Annotated in this window: 14 protein-coding genes; 6 read left to right on the forward strand and 8 right to left on the reverse strand. The window is 59.5% G+C overall.

The window, feature by feature from the left end; all coding sequences use genetic code 11:
- The first annotated feature begins 16 nt into the window (after positions 1 to 16).
- On the forward strand, positions 17 to 622 hold the full coding sequence (locus B3I26_RS21945; protein WP_296260955.1) for a DUF4124 domain-containing protein: 606 nt from the start codon (positions 17 to 19) through the stop codon (positions 620 to 622).
- Between the two features lie 58 nt (positions 623 to 680).
- Here the strand turns inward: B3I26_RS21945 and argB are convergent, their stop codons facing one another.
- From argB to coaBC, 4 genes are all read right to left on the reverse strand, one after another.
- Positions 681 to 1,586 (reverse strand): acetylglutamate kinase, encoded by a 906-nt coding sequence (argB, locus tag B3I26_RS21950; protein ID WP_296260762.1) that lies wholly within the window; start codon positions 1,584 to 1,586, stop codon positions 681 to 683.
- A 25-nt stretch (positions 1,587 to 1,611) separates the two neighbouring features.
- Positions 1,612 to 3,009 (reverse strand): phosphomannomutase/phosphoglucomutase, encoded by a 1,398-nt coding sequence (locus B3I26_RS21955; RefSeq protein ID WP_296260956.1) that lies wholly within the window; start codon positions 3,007 to 3,009, stop codon positions 1,612 to 1,614.
- 1,304 nt (positions 3,010 to 4,313) lie between these two features.
- On the reverse strand, positions 4,314 to 4,769 hold the full coding sequence (gene dut / locus B3I26_RS21960; protein ID WP_296260763.1) for a dUTP diphosphatase: 456 nt from the start codon (positions 4,767 to 4,769) through the stop codon (positions 4,314 to 4,316).
- 6 nt (positions 4,770 to 4,775) lie between these two features.
- Positions 4,776 to 5,984: a bifunctional phosphopantothenoylcysteine decarboxylase/phosphopantothenate--cysteine ligase CoaBC gene (gene coaBC / locus B3I26_RS21965; protein ID WP_296260764.1), complete on the reverse strand. Its 1,209-nt coding sequence runs from the start codon at positions 5,982 to 5,984 to the stop codon at positions 4,776 to 4,778.
- A 132-nt stretch (positions 5,985 to 6,116) separates the two neighbouring features.
- Here coaBC and radC point away from each other — a divergent pair, with 132 nt between their 5' ends.
- Positions 6,117 to 6,791, forward strand: coding sequence for a RadC family protein (gene radC, locus B3I26_RS21970; RefSeq protein ID WP_296260766.1), 675 nt, complete (start codon positions 6,117 to 6,119; stop codon positions 6,789 to 6,791).
- A gap of 101 nt (positions 6,792 to 6,892) precedes the next feature.
- Here the strand turns inward: radC and B3I26_RS21975 are convergent, their stop codons facing one another.
- Positions 6,893 to 8,482 carry an ABC transporter substrate-binding protein gene (locus B3I26_RS21975; RefSeq protein WP_296260767.1) on the reverse strand — a complete coding sequence of 530 codons (1,590 nt, stop codon included), beginning with the start codon at positions 8,480 to 8,482 and terminating at the stop codon, positions 6,893 to 6,895.
- 360 nt (positions 8,483 to 8,842) lie between these two features.
- Here B3I26_RS21975 and rpmB point away from each other — a divergent pair, with 360 nt between their 5' ends.
- Both rpmB and rpmG read left to right on the forward strand, forming a co-directional pair.
- Positions 8,843 to 9,079 carry a 50S ribosomal protein L28 gene (rpmB, locus tag B3I26_RS21980; RefSeq protein WP_108236194.1) on the forward strand — a complete coding sequence of 79 codons (237 nt, stop codon included), beginning with the start codon at positions 8,843 to 8,845 and terminating at the stop codon, positions 9,077 to 9,079.
- Between the two features lie 11 nt (positions 9,080 to 9,090).
- Positions 9,091 to 9,246: a 50S ribosomal protein L33 gene (gene rpmG / locus B3I26_RS21985; RefSeq protein WP_010225867.1), complete on the forward strand. Its 156-nt coding sequence runs from the start codon at positions 9,091 to 9,093 to the stop codon at positions 9,244 to 9,246.
- A 142-nt stretch (positions 9,247 to 9,388) separates the two neighbouring features.
- Here the strand turns inward: rpmG and B3I26_RS21990 are convergent, their stop codons facing one another.
- Entirely contained in the window at positions 9,389 to 9,751 is a 363-nt protein-coding gene (locus B3I26_RS21990; RefSeq protein WP_296260770.1) for a cupin domain-containing protein, read from the reverse strand.
- Between the two features lie 276 nt (positions 9,752 to 10,027).
- On the opposite strand from B3I26_RS21990, the gene B3I26_RS21995 reads away from it, so the two are divergent.
- Together B3I26_RS21995 and B3I26_RS22000 are read left to right on the forward strand one after the other, a co-directional pair.
- Complete coding sequence (locus B3I26_RS21995) at positions 10,028 to 11,521, forward strand: aldehyde dehydrogenase (RefSeq protein ID WP_296260771.1); 1,494 nt, start codon at positions 10,028 to 10,030, stop codon at positions 11,519 to 11,521.
- A 337-nt stretch (positions 11,522 to 11,858) separates the two neighbouring features.
- Positions 11,859 to 13,004, forward strand: coding sequence for an MFS transporter (locus B3I26_RS22000; RefSeq protein ID WP_296260773.1), 1,146 nt, complete (start codon positions 11,859 to 11,861; stop codon positions 13,002 to 13,004).
- Here the strand turns inward: B3I26_RS22000 and B3I26_RS22005 are convergent.
- Complete coding sequence (locus B3I26_RS22005) at positions 13,001 to 14,584, reverse strand: phospholipase D family protein (protein WP_296260775.1); 1,584 nt, start codon at positions 14,582 to 14,584, stop codon at positions 13,001 to 13,003. The two genes, B3I26_RS22000 and B3I26_RS22005, sit on opposite strands and share 4 nt — an antisense overlap.
- 59 nt (positions 14,585 to 14,643) lie before the next feature.
- Positions 14,644 to 16,071, reverse strand: a complete 1,428-nt coding sequence (locus tag B3I26_RS22010; RefSeq protein WP_296260777.1) for a PLP-dependent aminotransferase family protein — start codon at positions 16,069 to 16,071, stop codon at positions 14,644 to 14,646.
- Between the last annotated feature and the right edge of the window lie 23 nt (positions 16,072 to 16,094).

A 16,094-nucleotide genomic window follows, 5' to 3' on the forward strand; every position in this document is an offset into this window, starting at 1 on the left:
CGTTATCATGCTCAAGATGGGCACAGTAGCGTTTTGTGTGTTGCTGGGTATCGGTGGGGTGGCCAGCGTCCAGGCTGACGACGGCGCCGATGTCGTGTTCTATCGCTATGTCGATAGTCGCGGTGTCACCGTGATCGATCGACAAGGCGTGCCTGCCGAGTACTCCGGCAAAGGGTACGAGGTGCTGAACCAGCGCGGACGCGTGATTCAGGTTGTCCCGCTGGCACCGACTGCCGATCAGACGCGTGAGGCTCAGGCCGCTGCGCAGGCGGCCAGGATCCAGTCGGAGGCCGATGCGCAGTTGACCCACCTGTACAGCAGTGTCATTGATGTCGATCGGGCACGAACTCGCAAATTGGCAGAGCTGGATGCGCTCATCTCCGTGGCTGAAGGTAACATTCAGAATCTCAAGGCCCAGCAGGCTTCGTTGCAGAGTCAGGCTGCCGATCAGGAGCGCGCCGGGCACCCGGTTCAGCAGAACCTGATTGATCAGATGGGCGATGTGCAGGATCAGCAACAGGATCTTAAGGTCGATATCTTGCGATATCAAACCGCTCGGCAGCAGGCCGATGCCGAGTTCACTCAGGACCGGGCACGATTGCAGCAGTTGCTTTCGCAATAACGAGATCAAATGAAAAGACCCCGCCGGTTATGCCTGCGGGGTCTTTTTTAACGCGCGATCAGTGACGCTTGCGGTTGCTGATCAGCGTGCCTACGCCGGTATCGGTAAAGATTTCCAGCAGCACCGCATTGGGCACCCGCCCGTCGATGATGTGTGACGTTGTCACGCCACCCTGAACAGCCTCAAGCGCGCAACGGATCTTCGGCAGCATGCCGCCGTAGATGGTGCCGTCGGCGATCAGGCTGTTGACCTGCTCCGTGGTCAGTCCGGTCAGGACCTTGCCTTCCTTATCCATCAAGCCGGCGATGTTGGTCAGCAGCATCAGTTTTTCGGCTTTCAGGGCTTCAGCCACCTTGCCCGCAACCAGGTCGGCATTGATGTTGTAGGACTCGCCGTCAGCGCCCACACCGATGGGCGCGATCACCGGAATGAAGTCGCCCTTGGCCAGCATGTTCAGCAGGTCGGTGTTGATCCCGACGACTTCACCCACCTGACCGATGTCGATAATTTCCGGCTTGGTCATTTCAGGTGTCTGGCGGGTAACGTTCATCTTTTTCGCACGGATCAACTGCGCATCCTTGCCGGTCAGGCCGATAGCGCTACCGCCGTGGCGGTTGATCAGGTTGACGATGTCCTTGTTGACCTGTCCACCCAAGACCATTTCCACGACGTCCATGGTTTGCGCATCGGTCACGCGCATGCCATCGATGAAGCGACTTTCGATGGAGAGGCGCTTAAGCAGATCGCCGATTTGCGGGCCGCCGCCGTGGACCACGACCGGGTTGATGCCCACTGCCTTCATCAGCACGATGTCGCGTGCAAAGCCGGTTTTCAGCTCGTCGCTTTCCATGGCGTTGCCGCCGTACTTGATCACCAGCGTCTTGCCGACAAAGCGTCGGATGTACGGCAACGCTTCGGAAAGAACTTTGGCGGCATTGGCTGCGGCATCGCGTTCGAGGGTCATTTGGGCTCCGCTCAAAAAAGGTTGATCAAAAAGGAAGTTCTAGATCCGGTGCTACGTTTTTCAACTGGGTGTGAAACACGTCCTTGATCCGTTGCAGCTCGGCCTCGGTCTCGGCTTCGAAGCGTAATACCAGTACAGGGGTGGTATTGGAAGCACGGACCAATCCCCAGCCTTTCGGATAATCGACACGCACTCCGTCGATGCTCGTCAAATTGGCATTGCCCCACTGCGCATCACGCTCCAGCGCCTGGACAATGCTGAACTTGCTGGTTTCGGTGACCTTGATGTTGATCTCCGGGGTCGACAAATCATTAGGGAACGTCTGGAACAGCTCTTCGGCGCTGAGCTTTTCCTGGCTAAGGATTTCCAGCAGCCGTGCAGCACTGTAAATGCCGTCGTCGAAACCGAACCAGCGTTCCTTGAAGAAGATGTGGCCACTCATTTCGCCAGCCAGCAGCGCGCCGCTTTCCTTCATCTTCTTTTTGATCAATGAATGACCTGTCTTCCACATGACCGGGCGCCCGCCATATTCCTGGATCAGTGGTATCAGCCGGCGTGTGCATTTGACGTCGAAGATGATATCCGCCCCGGGGTTACGCTTGACCACGTCGCGGGCGAACAGCATCAGCAGGCGATCAGGGTATACGACGCTGCCCGCGTTGGTGACGACACCGACACGATCACCGTCGCCATCGAACGCCAGGCCCAGGTCAGCGCCGCTTTCCCTAACCTTGGCAATCAGGTCCTGAAGGTTTTCCGGTTTTCCCGGATCAGGGTGATGGTTCGGGAAGTTGCCATCTACTTCGCAGAACAATGGAATGACGTCGCAATTCAGCGCTTCGATCAGTTGGGGGGCGATGACGCCCGCCGCGCCGTTGCCGCAATCGACCACGACTTTAAGCCGACGGGCCAGGACCACATCGTTGGTGATTCGCGAGGCGTAACGGTTGAGGATATCGACCCGGGTTACGCTGCCTTTGCCCGGTGGCAGGTTGTTCTGCTTGATGCGTTCGTGCAGCGCCAGGATCTGCTCGTTCGCCAGGGTATCGCCGGCAATGACGATCTTGAAGCCGTTGTAGTCCCTGGGGTTGTGGCTGCCGGTGAGCATCACGCCCGTTCGGCCTTCCAGCACGTGGGCGGCGTAATACAGCGCCGGAGTCGGTACCAGCCCGACATCGCTGACGTGGCAGCCACTGTCATACAGCCCCTTGATCAGGTGAGCGATCAGCTCCGGCCCCGAGAGGCGCCCGTCCCGACCTACGCAGACGTTTGGTTCCCCCTGCGACAGGCTTTGCGCACCGACGGCCCGGCCAATCCAGTAGGCGGTCTCCGTGCTCAGGGTTTGGCCAACGATGCCACGGATGTCATAGGCGCGGAAGATCGAGTCCGGGAACTCGGGAGCGATGGAAACGGTACTGCTCATTGCGTGGGAGCGCTCCGAAATCTGGAAGTCCTGATGATCATCGAGCAGGTCGACGTCGAGAATGTCCGTGTCCTGAAACAGCGGATCGGTCAAGTCAGCGTCATCCCGATCGACTGACGCAATGACCGGATGGCTACTGGTCCAGCCGGTGGCGTCAGCAGACGAAACGCTGTCGGTGACGACGGGTATCGGTGGTTGATTGCGCAACGAAAACCTCGCCAGGGCCTGCGCCACTGCATTCAAGGCCGGCATGCTCAGGCTAAAAGCTTTGACGACTTTGCCCCCCGAGAGTTCTTGCAGCAGTTGCTCAAGCTGTCGCGCGTCGGCGGCTACCCGGCGCTTGAGTGCGCTTTCATTCAGATACAGGCCCAGCAATAGGCTGCCGATCGCCACCAAAGCAGCCAGGAACAGCATCACAGAGGGTGCAGACGACTGCAGGGCGGGCCCAGGCGTGAACGACAGTTTCCAGTTCGGGTATCCCATCGGAAAGTCCACGGCGCGATCGTCATCGCCTTGCCCGCGAGTCAAAAAGCGTTGCGCCGGGGCATCGCCGAACTGCTGGCTAAGCACGGTCTGGCCGACCTCGGGGGGCGCATCCGGGAGAGCGTTGGTCAGCCGTTGGACTTTGAAGGCCAGCAGCAGCGTGCCCGTGATCGGTGCGTCGGGCGCGGTGCGCAACGGGGCAACGCTGTAAATCATCCAGTTGTCGCCGACTTTACGGGCTTCCGGTGCGGGCGATTCGCCTTTGCCAGCTTTGGCGAGCATGTCCAGGGTGGCGAAGCTGATCGGCAGCAAGCCTTGATTGTCGACGCTGTTGAAGCCCGGCGGATTCAAGCGCGCACCCGTCACGCTGTCTCGATAGAGCAAGCGATTCTGGGCGTTTTGAATCTGTGCCGGGTCATTGCTCTGCAGCGCCTGGGCCAGCGAGCTGTCACTGGCTGCCGCTTGCGTGTCCGCCGTGATCTGACGCAGCGCCTTGCCGACAGCGCCCGCCTGGGCAGTACCCCAGGCCTGGGTCAATTGGTCTTTCTGCTGCGGCTGACTGAGCATGCCGAGCCAGGCCAGAACTGCAGCTGCAATCAGGCCGATGAGCGACGGGAGAAGACCCGGACTTGCAAGGCTCAGATTTGAATCCTTGACCGTTGCATCAGTCGTTTCTGGGCGAGAAGCCGCTTTGGCTGTGCGTTTGGTGCCTTTCAAACTTGAGTCTCCCTGCTCTGACTGCCTGAGGCCTATCTTTTTTCTGCTTCGGACATGACCGACTCAAGTTTAGCGACATCCGTGCCAAGCGGTTTCATGCAGTCTCAGTGACTGCCCGAATGCCCGAAGCCACCTGCGCCGCGCTGGCTTACGTCGAACTCCTGAACCACTTCGAAGTGTGCCTGCACCACCGGAACCAGCACCAACTGAGCGATGCGCTCGCCGACGGAAATCTTGAAAGCGCTTTGGCCACGGTTCCAGCAGGACACCATCAGCTCGCCTTGATAATCGGAGTCGATCAAACCGACCAGATTACCCAGCACGATGCCGTGTTTATGCCCCAGGCCCGAGCGCGGCAGAATCAGTGCGGCAAGGTTTGTGTCTGCGATATAGATCGACAGGCCGGTGGGGATCAGCAAGGTCTGGCCGGGTTCGAGCACCGTTTCCTCTTTGAGCATGGCGCGCAGGTCCAGGCCGGCCGAACCGGTGGTGGCGTAAGCCGGTAGCGGGAATTGGTCACCAATACGAGGGTCGAGGATCTTGGCTTGTAAAGCGTGCATACGTGATTAAACCTGGTTCAAACGATCAGCGATAAAAGTCACCAGCTGGCGAGAAATCTTGGCCTTGCTGGTCTGGGCGAAGAGCGTTGTTTGCAACGCTCGGTCGATGACGCTGCACGCGTTCTCTTCGCTATTGAAGCCAATGCTTGGATTGGCGACGTCGTTGGCGATGATCAGGTCAAGGTTCTTGTCCTTGAGCTTGCGTGCGGCATAGTCGAGCAGGTGTTCGGTCTCGGCAGCGAAACCGACACTGAACGGACGATCCTGACGTTGGGCGATGGTGGCAAGAATGTCCGGGTTGCGGACCATCTGCAGCAGCAGGCCATCCCCATTCGTAGGGTCTTTCTTCAGCTTTTGCGGGGCGATGACTTCCGGGCGGTAATCCGCTACAGCGGCCGAGGCAATGAAAAGATCGCACGGCATCGTGGCTTCGCAGGCGGCGAGCATGTCGCGGGCGCTGACCACGTCAATGCGTGATACGCGATCCGGCGTCGGCAAATTGACCGGGCCGGTGATCAGGGTGACCCGTGCACCTGCTTCGACCGCCGCTTCGGCGAGGGCAAAGCCCATTTTTCCGGAGCTGTGATTGGTGATGTAACGCACCGGGTCGATGTTTTCCTGGGTCGGACCGGCGGTGATCAGCACGTGCTTGCCGGTCAGGTTCAGGCGTTGGAAGCAATCGGCAGCCAATTGTGCCAGCTCGTTGGGTTCGAGCATGCGGCCATACCCCACGTCGCCGCACGCCTGGCTGCCGCTGGCGGGGCCGAACAGGCGCAGGTCACGGGCTTCGAGGGTCTGCAGGTTCGCCTGTACCGAAGGATCGCGCCACATGGCCTGATTCATGGCCGGAGCCACAGCAACGATAGCGTCGGTAGCCAACACCACGGTGGTCAACAGGTCGTTGGCGATGCCTTGGGCCAGGCGTGCGATCAGGTCCGCGGTCGCTGGCGCGATCAATACCATATCCGCCCATTTGGCCAGTTCGATATGCCCCATGGCGGCTTCCGCAGCGGGGTCCAGCAGGTCCATGTGGACGGGGTGGCCGGACAGCGCTTGCATGGTCAGGGGCGTGATGAACTCGGCCCCGCCCTTGGTCATGACGACGCGCACTTCGGCCCCGTGATCGCGTAACCGGCGAACCAGTTCGGCGCTTTTATAGGCTGCAATGCCGCCGCCTACGCCAAGAACGATGCGTTTCCGATACAGCCGTTGCATAGGCCTGCCTTTTGGTCGAGTTACACGCGGCAATCAAGTGGCCTCCCAGGGCCGGATCGACGCGTAAAAAAGATGGCTAAGATAGCACAGCGACCGCACCGCAACAGCGGCGTCCACAGACAGGGAGGTGCTATGAGTATTCGCGATTGGCCTGCAGCGGAGCGGCCCCGGGAGAAGCTGCTCGAACGGGGCGCGGCGAGTCTTTCCGATGCCGAGTTGCTGGCGATTTTTCTGCGTATCGGCGTGTCGGGCAAGAGCGCGGTGGACCTTGCGCGTCATCTGTTGATGCGCTTTGGCAGCTTGCGCGCACTGCTCGAAGCCAATCTCTCGACCTTCAGCAGCGAGCTTGGGCTGGGGCCTGCCAAGTACGCGCAGTTGCAGGCAGTTATGGAAATCGCCCGGCGACATATGGATGAAGGACTGAAGCGCGGCAGCGTGCTGAAAAGCCCGGCGCAGGTGCGCAATTACCTCAAGGCGCTACTGCGGCATGAGCCCCACGAAGTGTTTGGCTGCCTGTTTCTGGACAGCAAGAATCGGGTTCAGGCGTTCGAGGCGCTGTTCCAGGGTTCGATCAACGTGGCGCATGTCCATGCCAGGCAAGTGGTGAAGCGGGCTCTTGCGCACAACGCGGCAGGGGTCATCCTTTGTCACAATCATCCTTCTGGCGTGTGCGATGCCAGTCAGGCCGATATCGAACTGACCCAGCACCTCAAAACTGCACTGGCCATTGTGGATGTGATGGTGCTCGATCACATCATCGTCGGCGATGGTGACCCGATGTCGATGGTCGAGCATGGGTTGATGTAGAAAGTGCCGAGTTTCGTGAGCGGTCCGGCGGATCACGATGCCCCCTGTAGCCGTTCGGTTCGCCGACTGCCACAGGGGTTAAATGCAGTGATTGGGTGAGCTTACTTCACCGACACCGTGGAAAAGTCCTGCCGGCCAAAGGGGCTTACCTCGTAGCCCTCTACGTTCTTGCGTGCAAGGGCGAACGCAGTAGGGTGAGCCAGCGGTAGCCAGAGGGCCTGCTTCTGTATCTGTTCCTGGGCCTGATGGTAAAGCTTGCTGCGTGCACCCTGATCTGTCACCGCCTTGCCTTGGCTGATGAGCTTGTCCAGACCTTCATCGCAGTAACGCGCGAAGTTAGTACCGGATTTTACCGCGGCGCAGGAAAACTGCGGCGTCAGAAAGTTATCCGGGTCGCCGTTATCGCCGGACCATCCCATGAATAGCAGATCGTGTTCGCCGGTCTTGGCGCGGCGGATCAACTCGCCCCATTCGATCACCTTGATTTCTGCCTTTATCCCGACTGCGGCAAGGTCATTTTGCAGCAGTTGCGCCCCCGCGTTCGGATTCGGATTGAGCAGGCTGCCGGACGGGCGAGTCCAGATGGTGGTTTTGAAGCCATCCTTGAGTCCAGCCTTGGCGAGCAGTTCCTTGGCTTTTGCGACGTCATGGGTGTAGCCCGGCAAATCGCTGGCATAGCCCCAGGTGTTAGGCGGGTATGGGCCATTGGCTGCGCGGGCCGAACCTTCGAATACGGCCTTCAGGTAGGTGTCCTTGTCGAATGCCAGATTGATTGCCTGACGTACTTCCGGTTTATCCAGAGGAGGGTGCTGGCTATTGATCGCCAGGAATGCGGTCATGAACGCGTCGGTTTTTTCGACTTTCAGGTTCGGATCCTTGCCCGTCTCGGCGACGTCCAGCGGTTTGGGGGACAGAGCGACCTGGCACTCGTTCGCGCGAATCCGCTGCAGGCGAACGTTGGCGTCCGGAGTAATGGCATACACCAGCGTGTCGACGGCTGGCTTGCCTTTGAAGTAATCCGGGTTGGCCGCGTAACGCACCACCGAGTCCTTCTGAAAGCGCTTGAAAACAAACGGCCCGGTGCCGATCGGCTGGCTGTTGAGCTTCTCCGGTGTACCGGCCTTGAGCAGTTGCGCAGTGTATTCGGCCGAATAAATAGAAGCGAAGCCCATGCTCAGCGTGGCAAGGAAGGTTGCGTCCGGGTGATTGAGCGTGATGCGCACAGTGTTCGCGTCAGGGGCTTCGATCTTCTTGATCAGTGACGGCCACTGCATCGACTGGGCATGCGGAAAGCCCTGCACGGCAACCTTGTTCCACGGGTTGGTCGGGTCGAGCATGCGCTGGAAACTGAAGACCACGTCGTCGGCATCGAAGTCGCGAGTCGGGGTGAAGTAGTCGGTGTGATGAAATTTCACTCCCGAGCGCAATTTGAACTCGTAGGTGGAACCGTCGGGCTTGACGCTCCAGCTTTCTGCCAGGCTGGGCACCAATTTACCGGTGTGGGCGTCGTAATCCACCAGCCGATTCATCAGCACGTCGGCCGAAGCATTGGTGGTGGTCAGCGAGTTGTACTGCACCACATCGAAACCTTCAGGGCTGGCTTCAGTGCAAACGCTCAAGCTGGTCGCGGCCTGGGCCAGGATTGGCGCGGACAGCGACACCAGCAAAAAGGGTAAAACAGCTAGGCGCATGGCAATTTTCCTTTCAGAGATAGCCCATCTGCCGGCGCAGTCTGGAGAGGGAGTTACCCTAGACCATAGCTGGACGCAGGACAATCTATCTGGCGCGACGAGTGGTATATTTCCCGTCCCGCCTGCTGCCGCTGGCCTTGTCCGCCGCAAGCCCTGAGTTTCTTGCCGGTAATTCGTCGTTTATGTTGTTGCGCTTTGGGCTTTCTGGTATAAAGCAGCGCTCTTTTCTAGGGGCCCGCTTCCTTCTTCGTAGGTGTGGCCGGTAAGACCCCTGAAGAAACGCGGCGCCTAGCGCCATGACTGAGAGATTAAGCGGCCAACCCATGCCGGGTTGGGCATGTGGTTTTAGAGGGCTGAGGCATGTCGAGAGTATGTCAAGTTACCGGTAAGGGTCCGGTAACCGGGAATAACATTTCCCACGCAAACAACAAAACCCGTCGTCGTTTCCTGCCGAACCTGCAGCATCACCGCTTCTGGGTTGAGAGCGAGAAACGCTTCGTACGTCTGCGCGTATCTGCCAAAGGCATGCGTATCATCGACAAGCGCGGCATTGATGTCGTTCTGGCCGAAATTCGCCGTGATGGCGCTAAGGTTTAAGGGAGAAAATCATGCGTGAATTGATCCGTTTGGTGTCGACCGCTAACACCGGCCACTTCTACACCACCGACAAGAACAAGCGCACCACGCCGGACAAAATCGAAATTAAAAAATTCGATCCGGTTGTTCGCAAGCACGTGATCTACAAAGAAGCCAAAATCAAGTAATTGATTTTTTGCCTCTTACGAAAAAGCCCGCAGTGATGCGGGCTTTTTCGTGGGCGAAAGGTTGGTATGGATTGACTCGAAGCAGCGACACTTCGGCTGCTGATCCACCACCGCTGCGCCGGCACCATCTGACGTCCTGGCGTTAAGCCTTGTGTTCGAACACCACATAAATCTTGCGGCAAGGTTCCAGCACTTCCCACGTTCCATTGAACCCTGCCGGGATAACGAATCGATCCCCGGCGCGCAGCGTTTTTGCGTTGTCCTGTTCATCACGCAGTACCGACACGCCCTGCACGATTTCGCAGTACTCATGCTCGGTGTAATTGACCTTCCACTGCCCGACTTCACCTTCCCAGACACCTGCGCTCATCTGGCCGCACGGACTGTTGTAATGGTTGTAGACGGTTTGCTCGGGGTCGCCCTTCAGAATCTTCTGCGCAACGGGCTTGTAGCGTTCTGCGGTGGTGGTGGCTTCGCTGAAGTCGACGATGGTTTTGATACTCATGTGTGCGTGGCTCCTGAATGGGCGGTGGCAGATGATGATTGGAGGAAGGTTTTTGGTCAGAGTGCCAAACCTTGATGGCCTCTGGAACAAAGGGCTGTTGAATAAAATGCACGATAAGTCGTCGTTTTGCCTATTTTTGTCCAATATATTGGAAATTCACACAGCGCTGGTTTAGGGTGACGAATGCCTTTAGCCGAGCCCGCCCCGTCAGGCGATGTCCTGCAACGCGGCTCATGAGCGTGAGGGCGCGCACATTTCATTAGAGGAGGACGTTCGATGACCACCCTGACTCATGCTGACTGGGAAAAACGCGCCAAGGATCTGAAGATCGAAGGCCGTGCCTTCATCAATGGCGAGTACACCGACGCTGCATCAGGCGCCACCTTCGACTGTCTTAGCCCGGTGGATGGTCGATTCCTCGCTAAAGTGGCCAGCAGTGATGTTGCTGACGCCCAACGTGCCGTCGAAAGCGCCCGTGCAACCTTCGATTCCGGCGTCTGGTCGCGTCTGGCCCCGGTCAAGCGCAAGGCTGCGATGCTGCGCTTCGCCGCCCTGATCAAGGAAAATACCGAAGAACTCGCCCTGCTCGAGACGCTCGACATGGGCAAACCGATCAGTGACTCCTACGGCATTGATATCCCGGGCGCTGCGCAAGCGCTGAGCTGGAGCGGCGAGGCCATCGACAAGCTGTACGATGAAGTTGCGGCCACCCCCCACGATCAACTGGGGCTGGTCACACGCGAGCCGATTGGCGTGGTCGCGGCCATCGTGCCGTGGAACTTCCCGCTGTTGATGGCGAGCTGGAAACTCGGCCCTGCACTGTCCAGCGGCAACTCTGTGATACTCAAACCGTCGGAAAAATCGCCGCTGACCGCTATCCGCGTCGCACAATTGGCGATCGAGGCGGGTATTCCGAAAGGTGTGCTTAACGTATTGCCGGGGCATGGCCACACAGTCGGCAAAGCGCTGGCGCTGCACATGGATGTCGACACGGTGGTCTTCACCGGCTCGACAAAAATTGCCAAGCAGTTACTGATCTATGCAGGCGAATCGAACATGAAACGCGTCTGGTTGGAGGCCGGTGGCAAGAGCCCGAACATCGTGTTCGCCGACGCCCCGGACCTGCAAGCAGCTGCCGAATCTGCTGCCAGTGCGATTGCTTTCAATCAGGGTGAGGTCTGTACTGCCGGCTCGCGTCTGTTGGTTGAGCGATCGATCAAAGATACGTTCCTGCCGAAGGTCATCGAGGCCCTGAAAGCCTGGAAACCGGGCAATCCACTTGACCCTGCCACCAACGTCGGTGCGCTGGTGGACACGCAGCAGATGAACACGGTGCTGTCCTACATCGAAGCCGGTCACACGGATGGCGCCAAGCTGGTTGCCGGTGGCAAGCGCATCCTGCAGGAGACTGGCGGCACATATGTCGAGCCGACAATCTTCGACGGTGTGACCAACGCAATGAAAATCGCGCAGGAAGAGATCTTTGGTCCGGTGCTGTCGGTGCTGACCTTTGATACCGCCGAAGAGGCGGTGCAGATCGCCAACGACACGCCTTATGGCCTGGCAGCGGCGGTGTGGACGGCTGACCTGTCCAAGGCTCATCTGACGGCCCGTGCGTTGCGCGCCGGCAGTGTCTGGGTGAACCAGTACGACGGCGGCGACATGACCGCGCCATTTGGCGGCTTCAAGCAGTCCGGCAACGGTCGCGACAAGTCGCTGCATGCGTTCGACAAGTACACCGAACTGAAAGCGACCTGGATCAAGCTGTAAGCCGGAAGAGGGCGAGATGCGCGGTCAAGGCCATCTCGCTCTACGGTTTTTTTTGGGGGCGCTGAACTGCTGACAGCCGAAGCGTAGGAGCAATGCTTGCGCGTAGCGGCAGTAAACCCTGCGCATGGGGTCTTTCTGACACCCCGAGGTGTCTGATTTTGCTGCCGGCTCCCGGCAGATCGTGACCAAGCTTTGCGCCTGCGCTTGCGGGCGAATCAAAGTCAGATTGCGATCAGCCCATATCGAGTCTCAGGCGACACTATTTTTGCGAGCAGCCGGGCTTCCCTAAAGGCCCGGCTGTTTCGTCTTATGCTTTTACAGCCACAGGAGCGTGGTGATGCGTTGGGGTACTTATTTCGCGGTGCTGTCGTCCGTGTTGAGCGTCGGTCTGGCATTGGGCGTGAGCATGCCGCTTGTGTCGTTGCGCCTCGAAGCCTGGGGCTACGGTGCCTTTGCCATTGGCGTCATGGCGGCAATGCCGGCCGTCGGGGTTCTCTTGGGTGCCAGTCTCGCCAGCCGTCTTGCCGCGATTCTGGGCACCGCTAAACTGATGCGCCTGTGTCTGTGGGGCGGGTCGCTTTCCGTCGGCTTGCTAGCGCTGTTACCAGACTACTGGGTGTGGCTGGTGCTGCGCCTGATGCTCGGGGTGATCCTGACCATGGTGTTCATCCTCGGCGAGAGCTGGATCAACCAGCTGGTCACCGAAAACCTGCGCGGCAAACTGGTGGCGCTGTACGGCAGTTGCTATGCCTTAAGCCAACTGGGCGGTCCGCTGCTTCTGGGCGTCATCGGTACCGCGCACGACTATGGATTCTGGATCGGCACCGCATTGCTCGCAGCTTCGCCCTTGCTGTTGCTGGGCCGCACGGGTGCGCCAAGCGCCGGGTCCAGTCACGTTTCGCTGCGTGATCTTGGCGGTTTTTGTCAAAAACTACCTGCCATCGCGTGGGCCATCGCGCTGTTCGCTGGGTTCGAAGCGATGATTCTGACTCTACTGCCGGTGTATTGCCTGCAACAGGGTTTCACCCCCGAAGTGGCATTGGCGATGGTCAGTACGGTGGTGGTGGGCGACGCCTTGCTGCAGCTGCCAATTGGTGCATTGGCGGACCGGATTTCCCGGCGGCGGCTGTTTTCGGGTTGTGCAGTTGCGCTGATGCTATCGAGCCTGGCAATTCCGTTATGGGTGGACACCCTGGCCATCTGGCCGCTATGGGTGCTGTTCGGTGCCAGCGCAGGTGGGCTGTTCACCCTGTCACTGATCCTTATTGGTGAGCGTTACCGGGATGATGCCTTGGTGCGCGCCAACGCCCATGTGGCGCAACTGTGGGGCATCGGCTGTTTGCTGGGGCCGTTGGCCGCAGGCGCTGGCAGTCAGTGGATCAGCGGTCAGGCGCTGCCATTATTGATGGCTGCGGGGGCGCTGGGGTTGGTAATCCTTTCGCAGCGGCCACGCGCTTTTGGCAGGCAACCGGTCGCGGCCTAGAGCATCCGTTCCAGGCCCACTGCGCTGCTGAACCAGGCGTTCAGCCGCCGCCACCAGTCGCCAGGTTCCTTGTACAGTGTGTGAAGCTTGCCGTTGTCTTCGGTTACCCAGACCACGCGATCGTTTTCCAGCTTCGCCTGGTAGCTGATCGCAGGCGCCATCCCTTGCAGGGCCAGGTCACGCAGGTACCCGGTGAGTTCGGGGCTATCGACCAATACGCCGACTTCGGTATTCCATAGCACCGAGCGAGGATCGAAATTGAAGGAACCGACGAAGATCTTCTGCTGATCGAAAATCATCGCCTTGCTATGCAGGCTGGACTCCGACCCGCCCTTGAGGGTCCTGGTGTGTAGAAACTTCGGCCCGCTGCCGTGCGCATTACTCGGGTCGCCAGGCTGGCGCCGCAGTTCGAACAGTTTCACGCCGTGAGCCAGCAGCGCCTTGCGATACGGCGCATAACCGCCGTGGACTGCCGGCACGTCTGTCGCCTCAAGCGAGTTGGTCAGCAGATCCACCGATACGCCTTTATCCGCCAGCCCTGTGAGGTATGTGAGGCCTTCCTGGCCCGGCACGAAGTACGCGGAAATCATCATCAGTTCCTGATGCACGTTCAGCAGGTCCGGGCTCAGCTGGGTGGTCAGCAGCAGATGTGGATCGGGTTCGCCACGGGACAGCACCTTGGTCGGGGCATCCCACAGTGCCTGGTTGTGCGCCCAGATCAGCTCGTTCAGCCAGGTCTTCATGCGGGGATGGGTCCTGTAGGCCATCAACCGCTCATAGAGTGCTTTCTTCTCGATATGCGCCTGTGCCAGGGAGGCGTCGAGCTGGTGGCGGGCCACGGCCAGATCCCTGGTGTCCGGCGGCCAGTAGACGAAATCATCGACTGATTTGCTCAGGGTACTGTTCCAGTATTGATCGAAACTGTGGCTCAGTTGCTCAGCCACAGGCCCGACGCTGAGCATGTCGATGTCCGTAAAGTTGAGGTTCGGCTCGGCGTCGAAGTACTCATCCCCCAGATTGCGTCCACCGACGATCGCCACCGCGCTATCTGCCAGCCACAGTTTGTTGTGCATGCGTCGGTGTTGCTGGGAGAGGTTGAACAGTCGGCCAAGCGAGCGCGTCGCGCCGGTGCTGCGTCCCAGATTAAGCGGATTGAACAGGCGAATCTGGATATTGGGATGCGCGGCGAGGGTAGCGATGACCTCATCCAGACCGTCGCTGGTGGTGTCATCCAGCAGAATGCGCACGCGCACGCCGCGGTCGGCTGCCTTGAGCAGTTCGTCAATCAGAGCGCGTGTGCTGAGGCCGTCGTGGACGATGTAATACTGCAAATCCAGACTGGTCTTGGCGTTGCGGATCAGCTCGGCGCGCGCCATGAAGGCTTCGGTGCTATTGGGCAGCAGACGAAAGCCCGAGCGGCCCTCATGGGGCGCCGCTTCGGCGAGAATCGACCGCCCGAAGGCGGACTGCGTAGCGGGCAGCGCCTGGCTCGGTGCATCTTGCTGTGCAGTGGTGTGCACACATCCGCTAACGCCGAGGGCAATGGCCAGGAGAAGGGGCAGTGCCCATGTTTTCGTCAACGCATTCATCCAGAAGTCACATCATGGCGATATGACCGCATTTTCCGCAAAAGGTTAAGTCATGTCGGAGCGGCCTGGCTCATCAGGCGCGCAACCATTGCGCCCACCTTGCGCACAGCCTCCTCGATCTGCGGCGTGGGCTTGGCAGCGAAATTCATGCGCAGGCAATTTCTGTACTTGCCTGAAGCTGAAAAGATATTACCCACTGCAATCTGTACACCTTGTCCTTGCAGTGCGCGATTGAGCCTCAGGCAGTCGAAATCCTTCGGCAGCTCGATCCACAGCATGAAGCCCCCCTGGGGGCGACTGGCCCGGGTGCCTTCCGGAAAGTAACGCGTCACCCAATCGGTCATCAGGTCGCGACTGCGCTGGTATTGGCCACGCATCCTGCGCAAGTGGGGTTCGTAATGGCCAGCCTGGAGAAACTCGGCAATCGCCAGTTGCGGCTGGGTCGCCGTCGAACCGGTGCTGATGTATTTCATGTGCAGCACCCGGTCAAGGTATCGGCCCGGCGCGATCCAGCCGACTCGCAGGCCGGGGGCCAGGGTTTTCGAGAATGAACTGCACAGCAGAACGCGTCCGTCCTCGTCGAAGGATTTGATCGTGCGCGGGCGCGGGTAGGTGTACGCCAGATCGCCATACACATCGTCTTCGATGATCGCCACGTCGAAACGCTGAGCGAGGGTCAGCAGTGCACGTTTGCGCTCCTCGGGCATGATGTAGCCCAGCGGGTTATTGCAACTGGGTGTCAGCTGTATGGCTTTGATGGGCCACTGTTCGAGCGCCAGCTCCAGTGCATCAAGGCTGATGCCGGTAATCGGGTCGGTAGGTATCTCCAGCGCTTTCATCCCTAGTCCTTTCAACGCCTGCATGGCGCCGTGAAAACTTGGCGAGTCGACGGCGACGATATCGCCGGGCTGACAAATCGAGCGGATGCTCACGGCCAATGCCTCTTGGGCGCCGGTGGTGATGACCAGGTCATTAGGATCGATACGCGTGCCCGAATCCAGCAACAAGCGCGCCACCTGATCGCGCAGGCATTGGGTGCCGTAGATGTTGTCGTAATACAGGCCGGGCATGTCCTGGCGGCGGCTGATCCTGCCCAGCGCCTGGGTCAACGGACGCAGGGTCGGGCTGGTGATGTCCGGCATCCCTCGCGCCAGTTGCACGATGTCGGGGCTGGGAATGGCGCGGGCCAGTTCCAGCACCTGATCCCATTGCGAAATATCCACAGGTCGCTGCGCCGGACGTCCTATGGCAGGCAGGGCAGGGGTCTTGCGTCCGGCGGGAACGAAATAGCCTGATTTGGGACGCGGCAGGGCCAAGCCATTGTCTTCCAGCAGGCGGTAAGCCTGCTGCACGGTGCTCAGGCTGACGCCGTGCTCCAGGCTCAGGGCTCGAACCGAGGGCAGGCGATCACCCGGGCGATAGAAACCGTTTTCGATGCGCGTGCCGAGCAATCCGGCAAGATTGACATAAAGGGTCATCGTGTTCTCCCCACAGCTGCGCA

The organism is Pseudomonas sp. UBA5706 (assembly GCF_002419965.1).
GTDB lineage: Bacteria > Pseudomonadota > Gammaproteobacteria > Pseudomonadales > Pseudomonadaceae > Aquipseudomonas.

What these genes read in the sequence shown, in the direction of transcription:
- B3I26_RS21945 (WP_296260955.1), top strand. Translation starts at nt 17, where the DNA reads ATGGGCACAGTAGCGTTTTGTGTGTTGCTGGGTATCGGTGGGGTGGCC.
- argB (WP_296260762.1), bottom strand. Translation starts at nt 1,586, where the DNA reads ATGACCCTCGAACGCGATGCCGCAGCCAATGCCGCCAAAGTTCTTTCC.
- B3I26_RS21955 (WP_296260956.1), bottom strand. Translation starts at nt 3,009, where the DNA reads ATGAGCAGTACCGTTTCCATCGCTCCCGAGTTCCCGGACTCGATCTTC.
- dut (WP_296260763.1), bottom strand. Translation starts at nt 4,769, where the DNA reads ATGCACGCTTTACAAGCCAAGATCCTCGACCCTCGTATTGGTGACCAA.
- coaBC (WP_296260764.1), bottom strand. Translation starts at nt 5,984, where the DNA reads ATGCAACGGCTGTATCGGAAACGCATCGTTCTTGGCGTAGGCGGCGGC.
- radC (WP_296260766.1), top strand. Translation starts at nt 6,117, where the DNA reads ATGAGTATTCGCGATTGGCCTGCAGCGGAGCGGCCCCGGGAGAAGCTG.
- B3I26_RS21975 (WP_296260767.1), bottom strand. Translation starts at nt 8,482, where the DNA reads ATGCGCCTAGCTGTTTTACCCTTTTTGCTGGTGTCGCTGTCCGCGCCA.
- rpmB (WP_108236194.1), top strand. Translation starts at nt 8,843, where the DNA reads ATGTCGAGAGTATGTCAAGTTACCGGTAAGGGTCCGGTAACCGGGAAT.
- rpmG (WP_010225867.1), top strand. Translation starts at nt 9,091, where the DNA reads ATGCGTGAATTGATCCGTTTGGTGTCGACCGCTAACACCGGCCACTTC.
- B3I26_RS21990 (WP_296260770.1), bottom strand. Translation starts at nt 9,751, where the DNA reads ATGAGTATCAAAACCATCGTCGACTTCAGCGAAGCCACCACCACCGCA.
- B3I26_RS21995 (WP_296260771.1), top strand. Translation starts at nt 10,028, where the DNA reads ATGACCACCCTGACTCATGCTGACTGGGAAAAACGCGCCAAGGATCTG.
- B3I26_RS22000 (WP_296260773.1), top strand. Translation starts at nt 11,859, where the DNA reads ATGCGTTGGGGTACTTATTTCGCGGTGCTGTCGTCCGTGTTGAGCGTC.
- B3I26_RS22010 (WP_296260777.1), bottom strand. Translation starts at nt 16,071, where the DNA reads ATGACCCTTTATGTCAATCTTGCCGGATTGCTCGGCACGCGCATCGAA.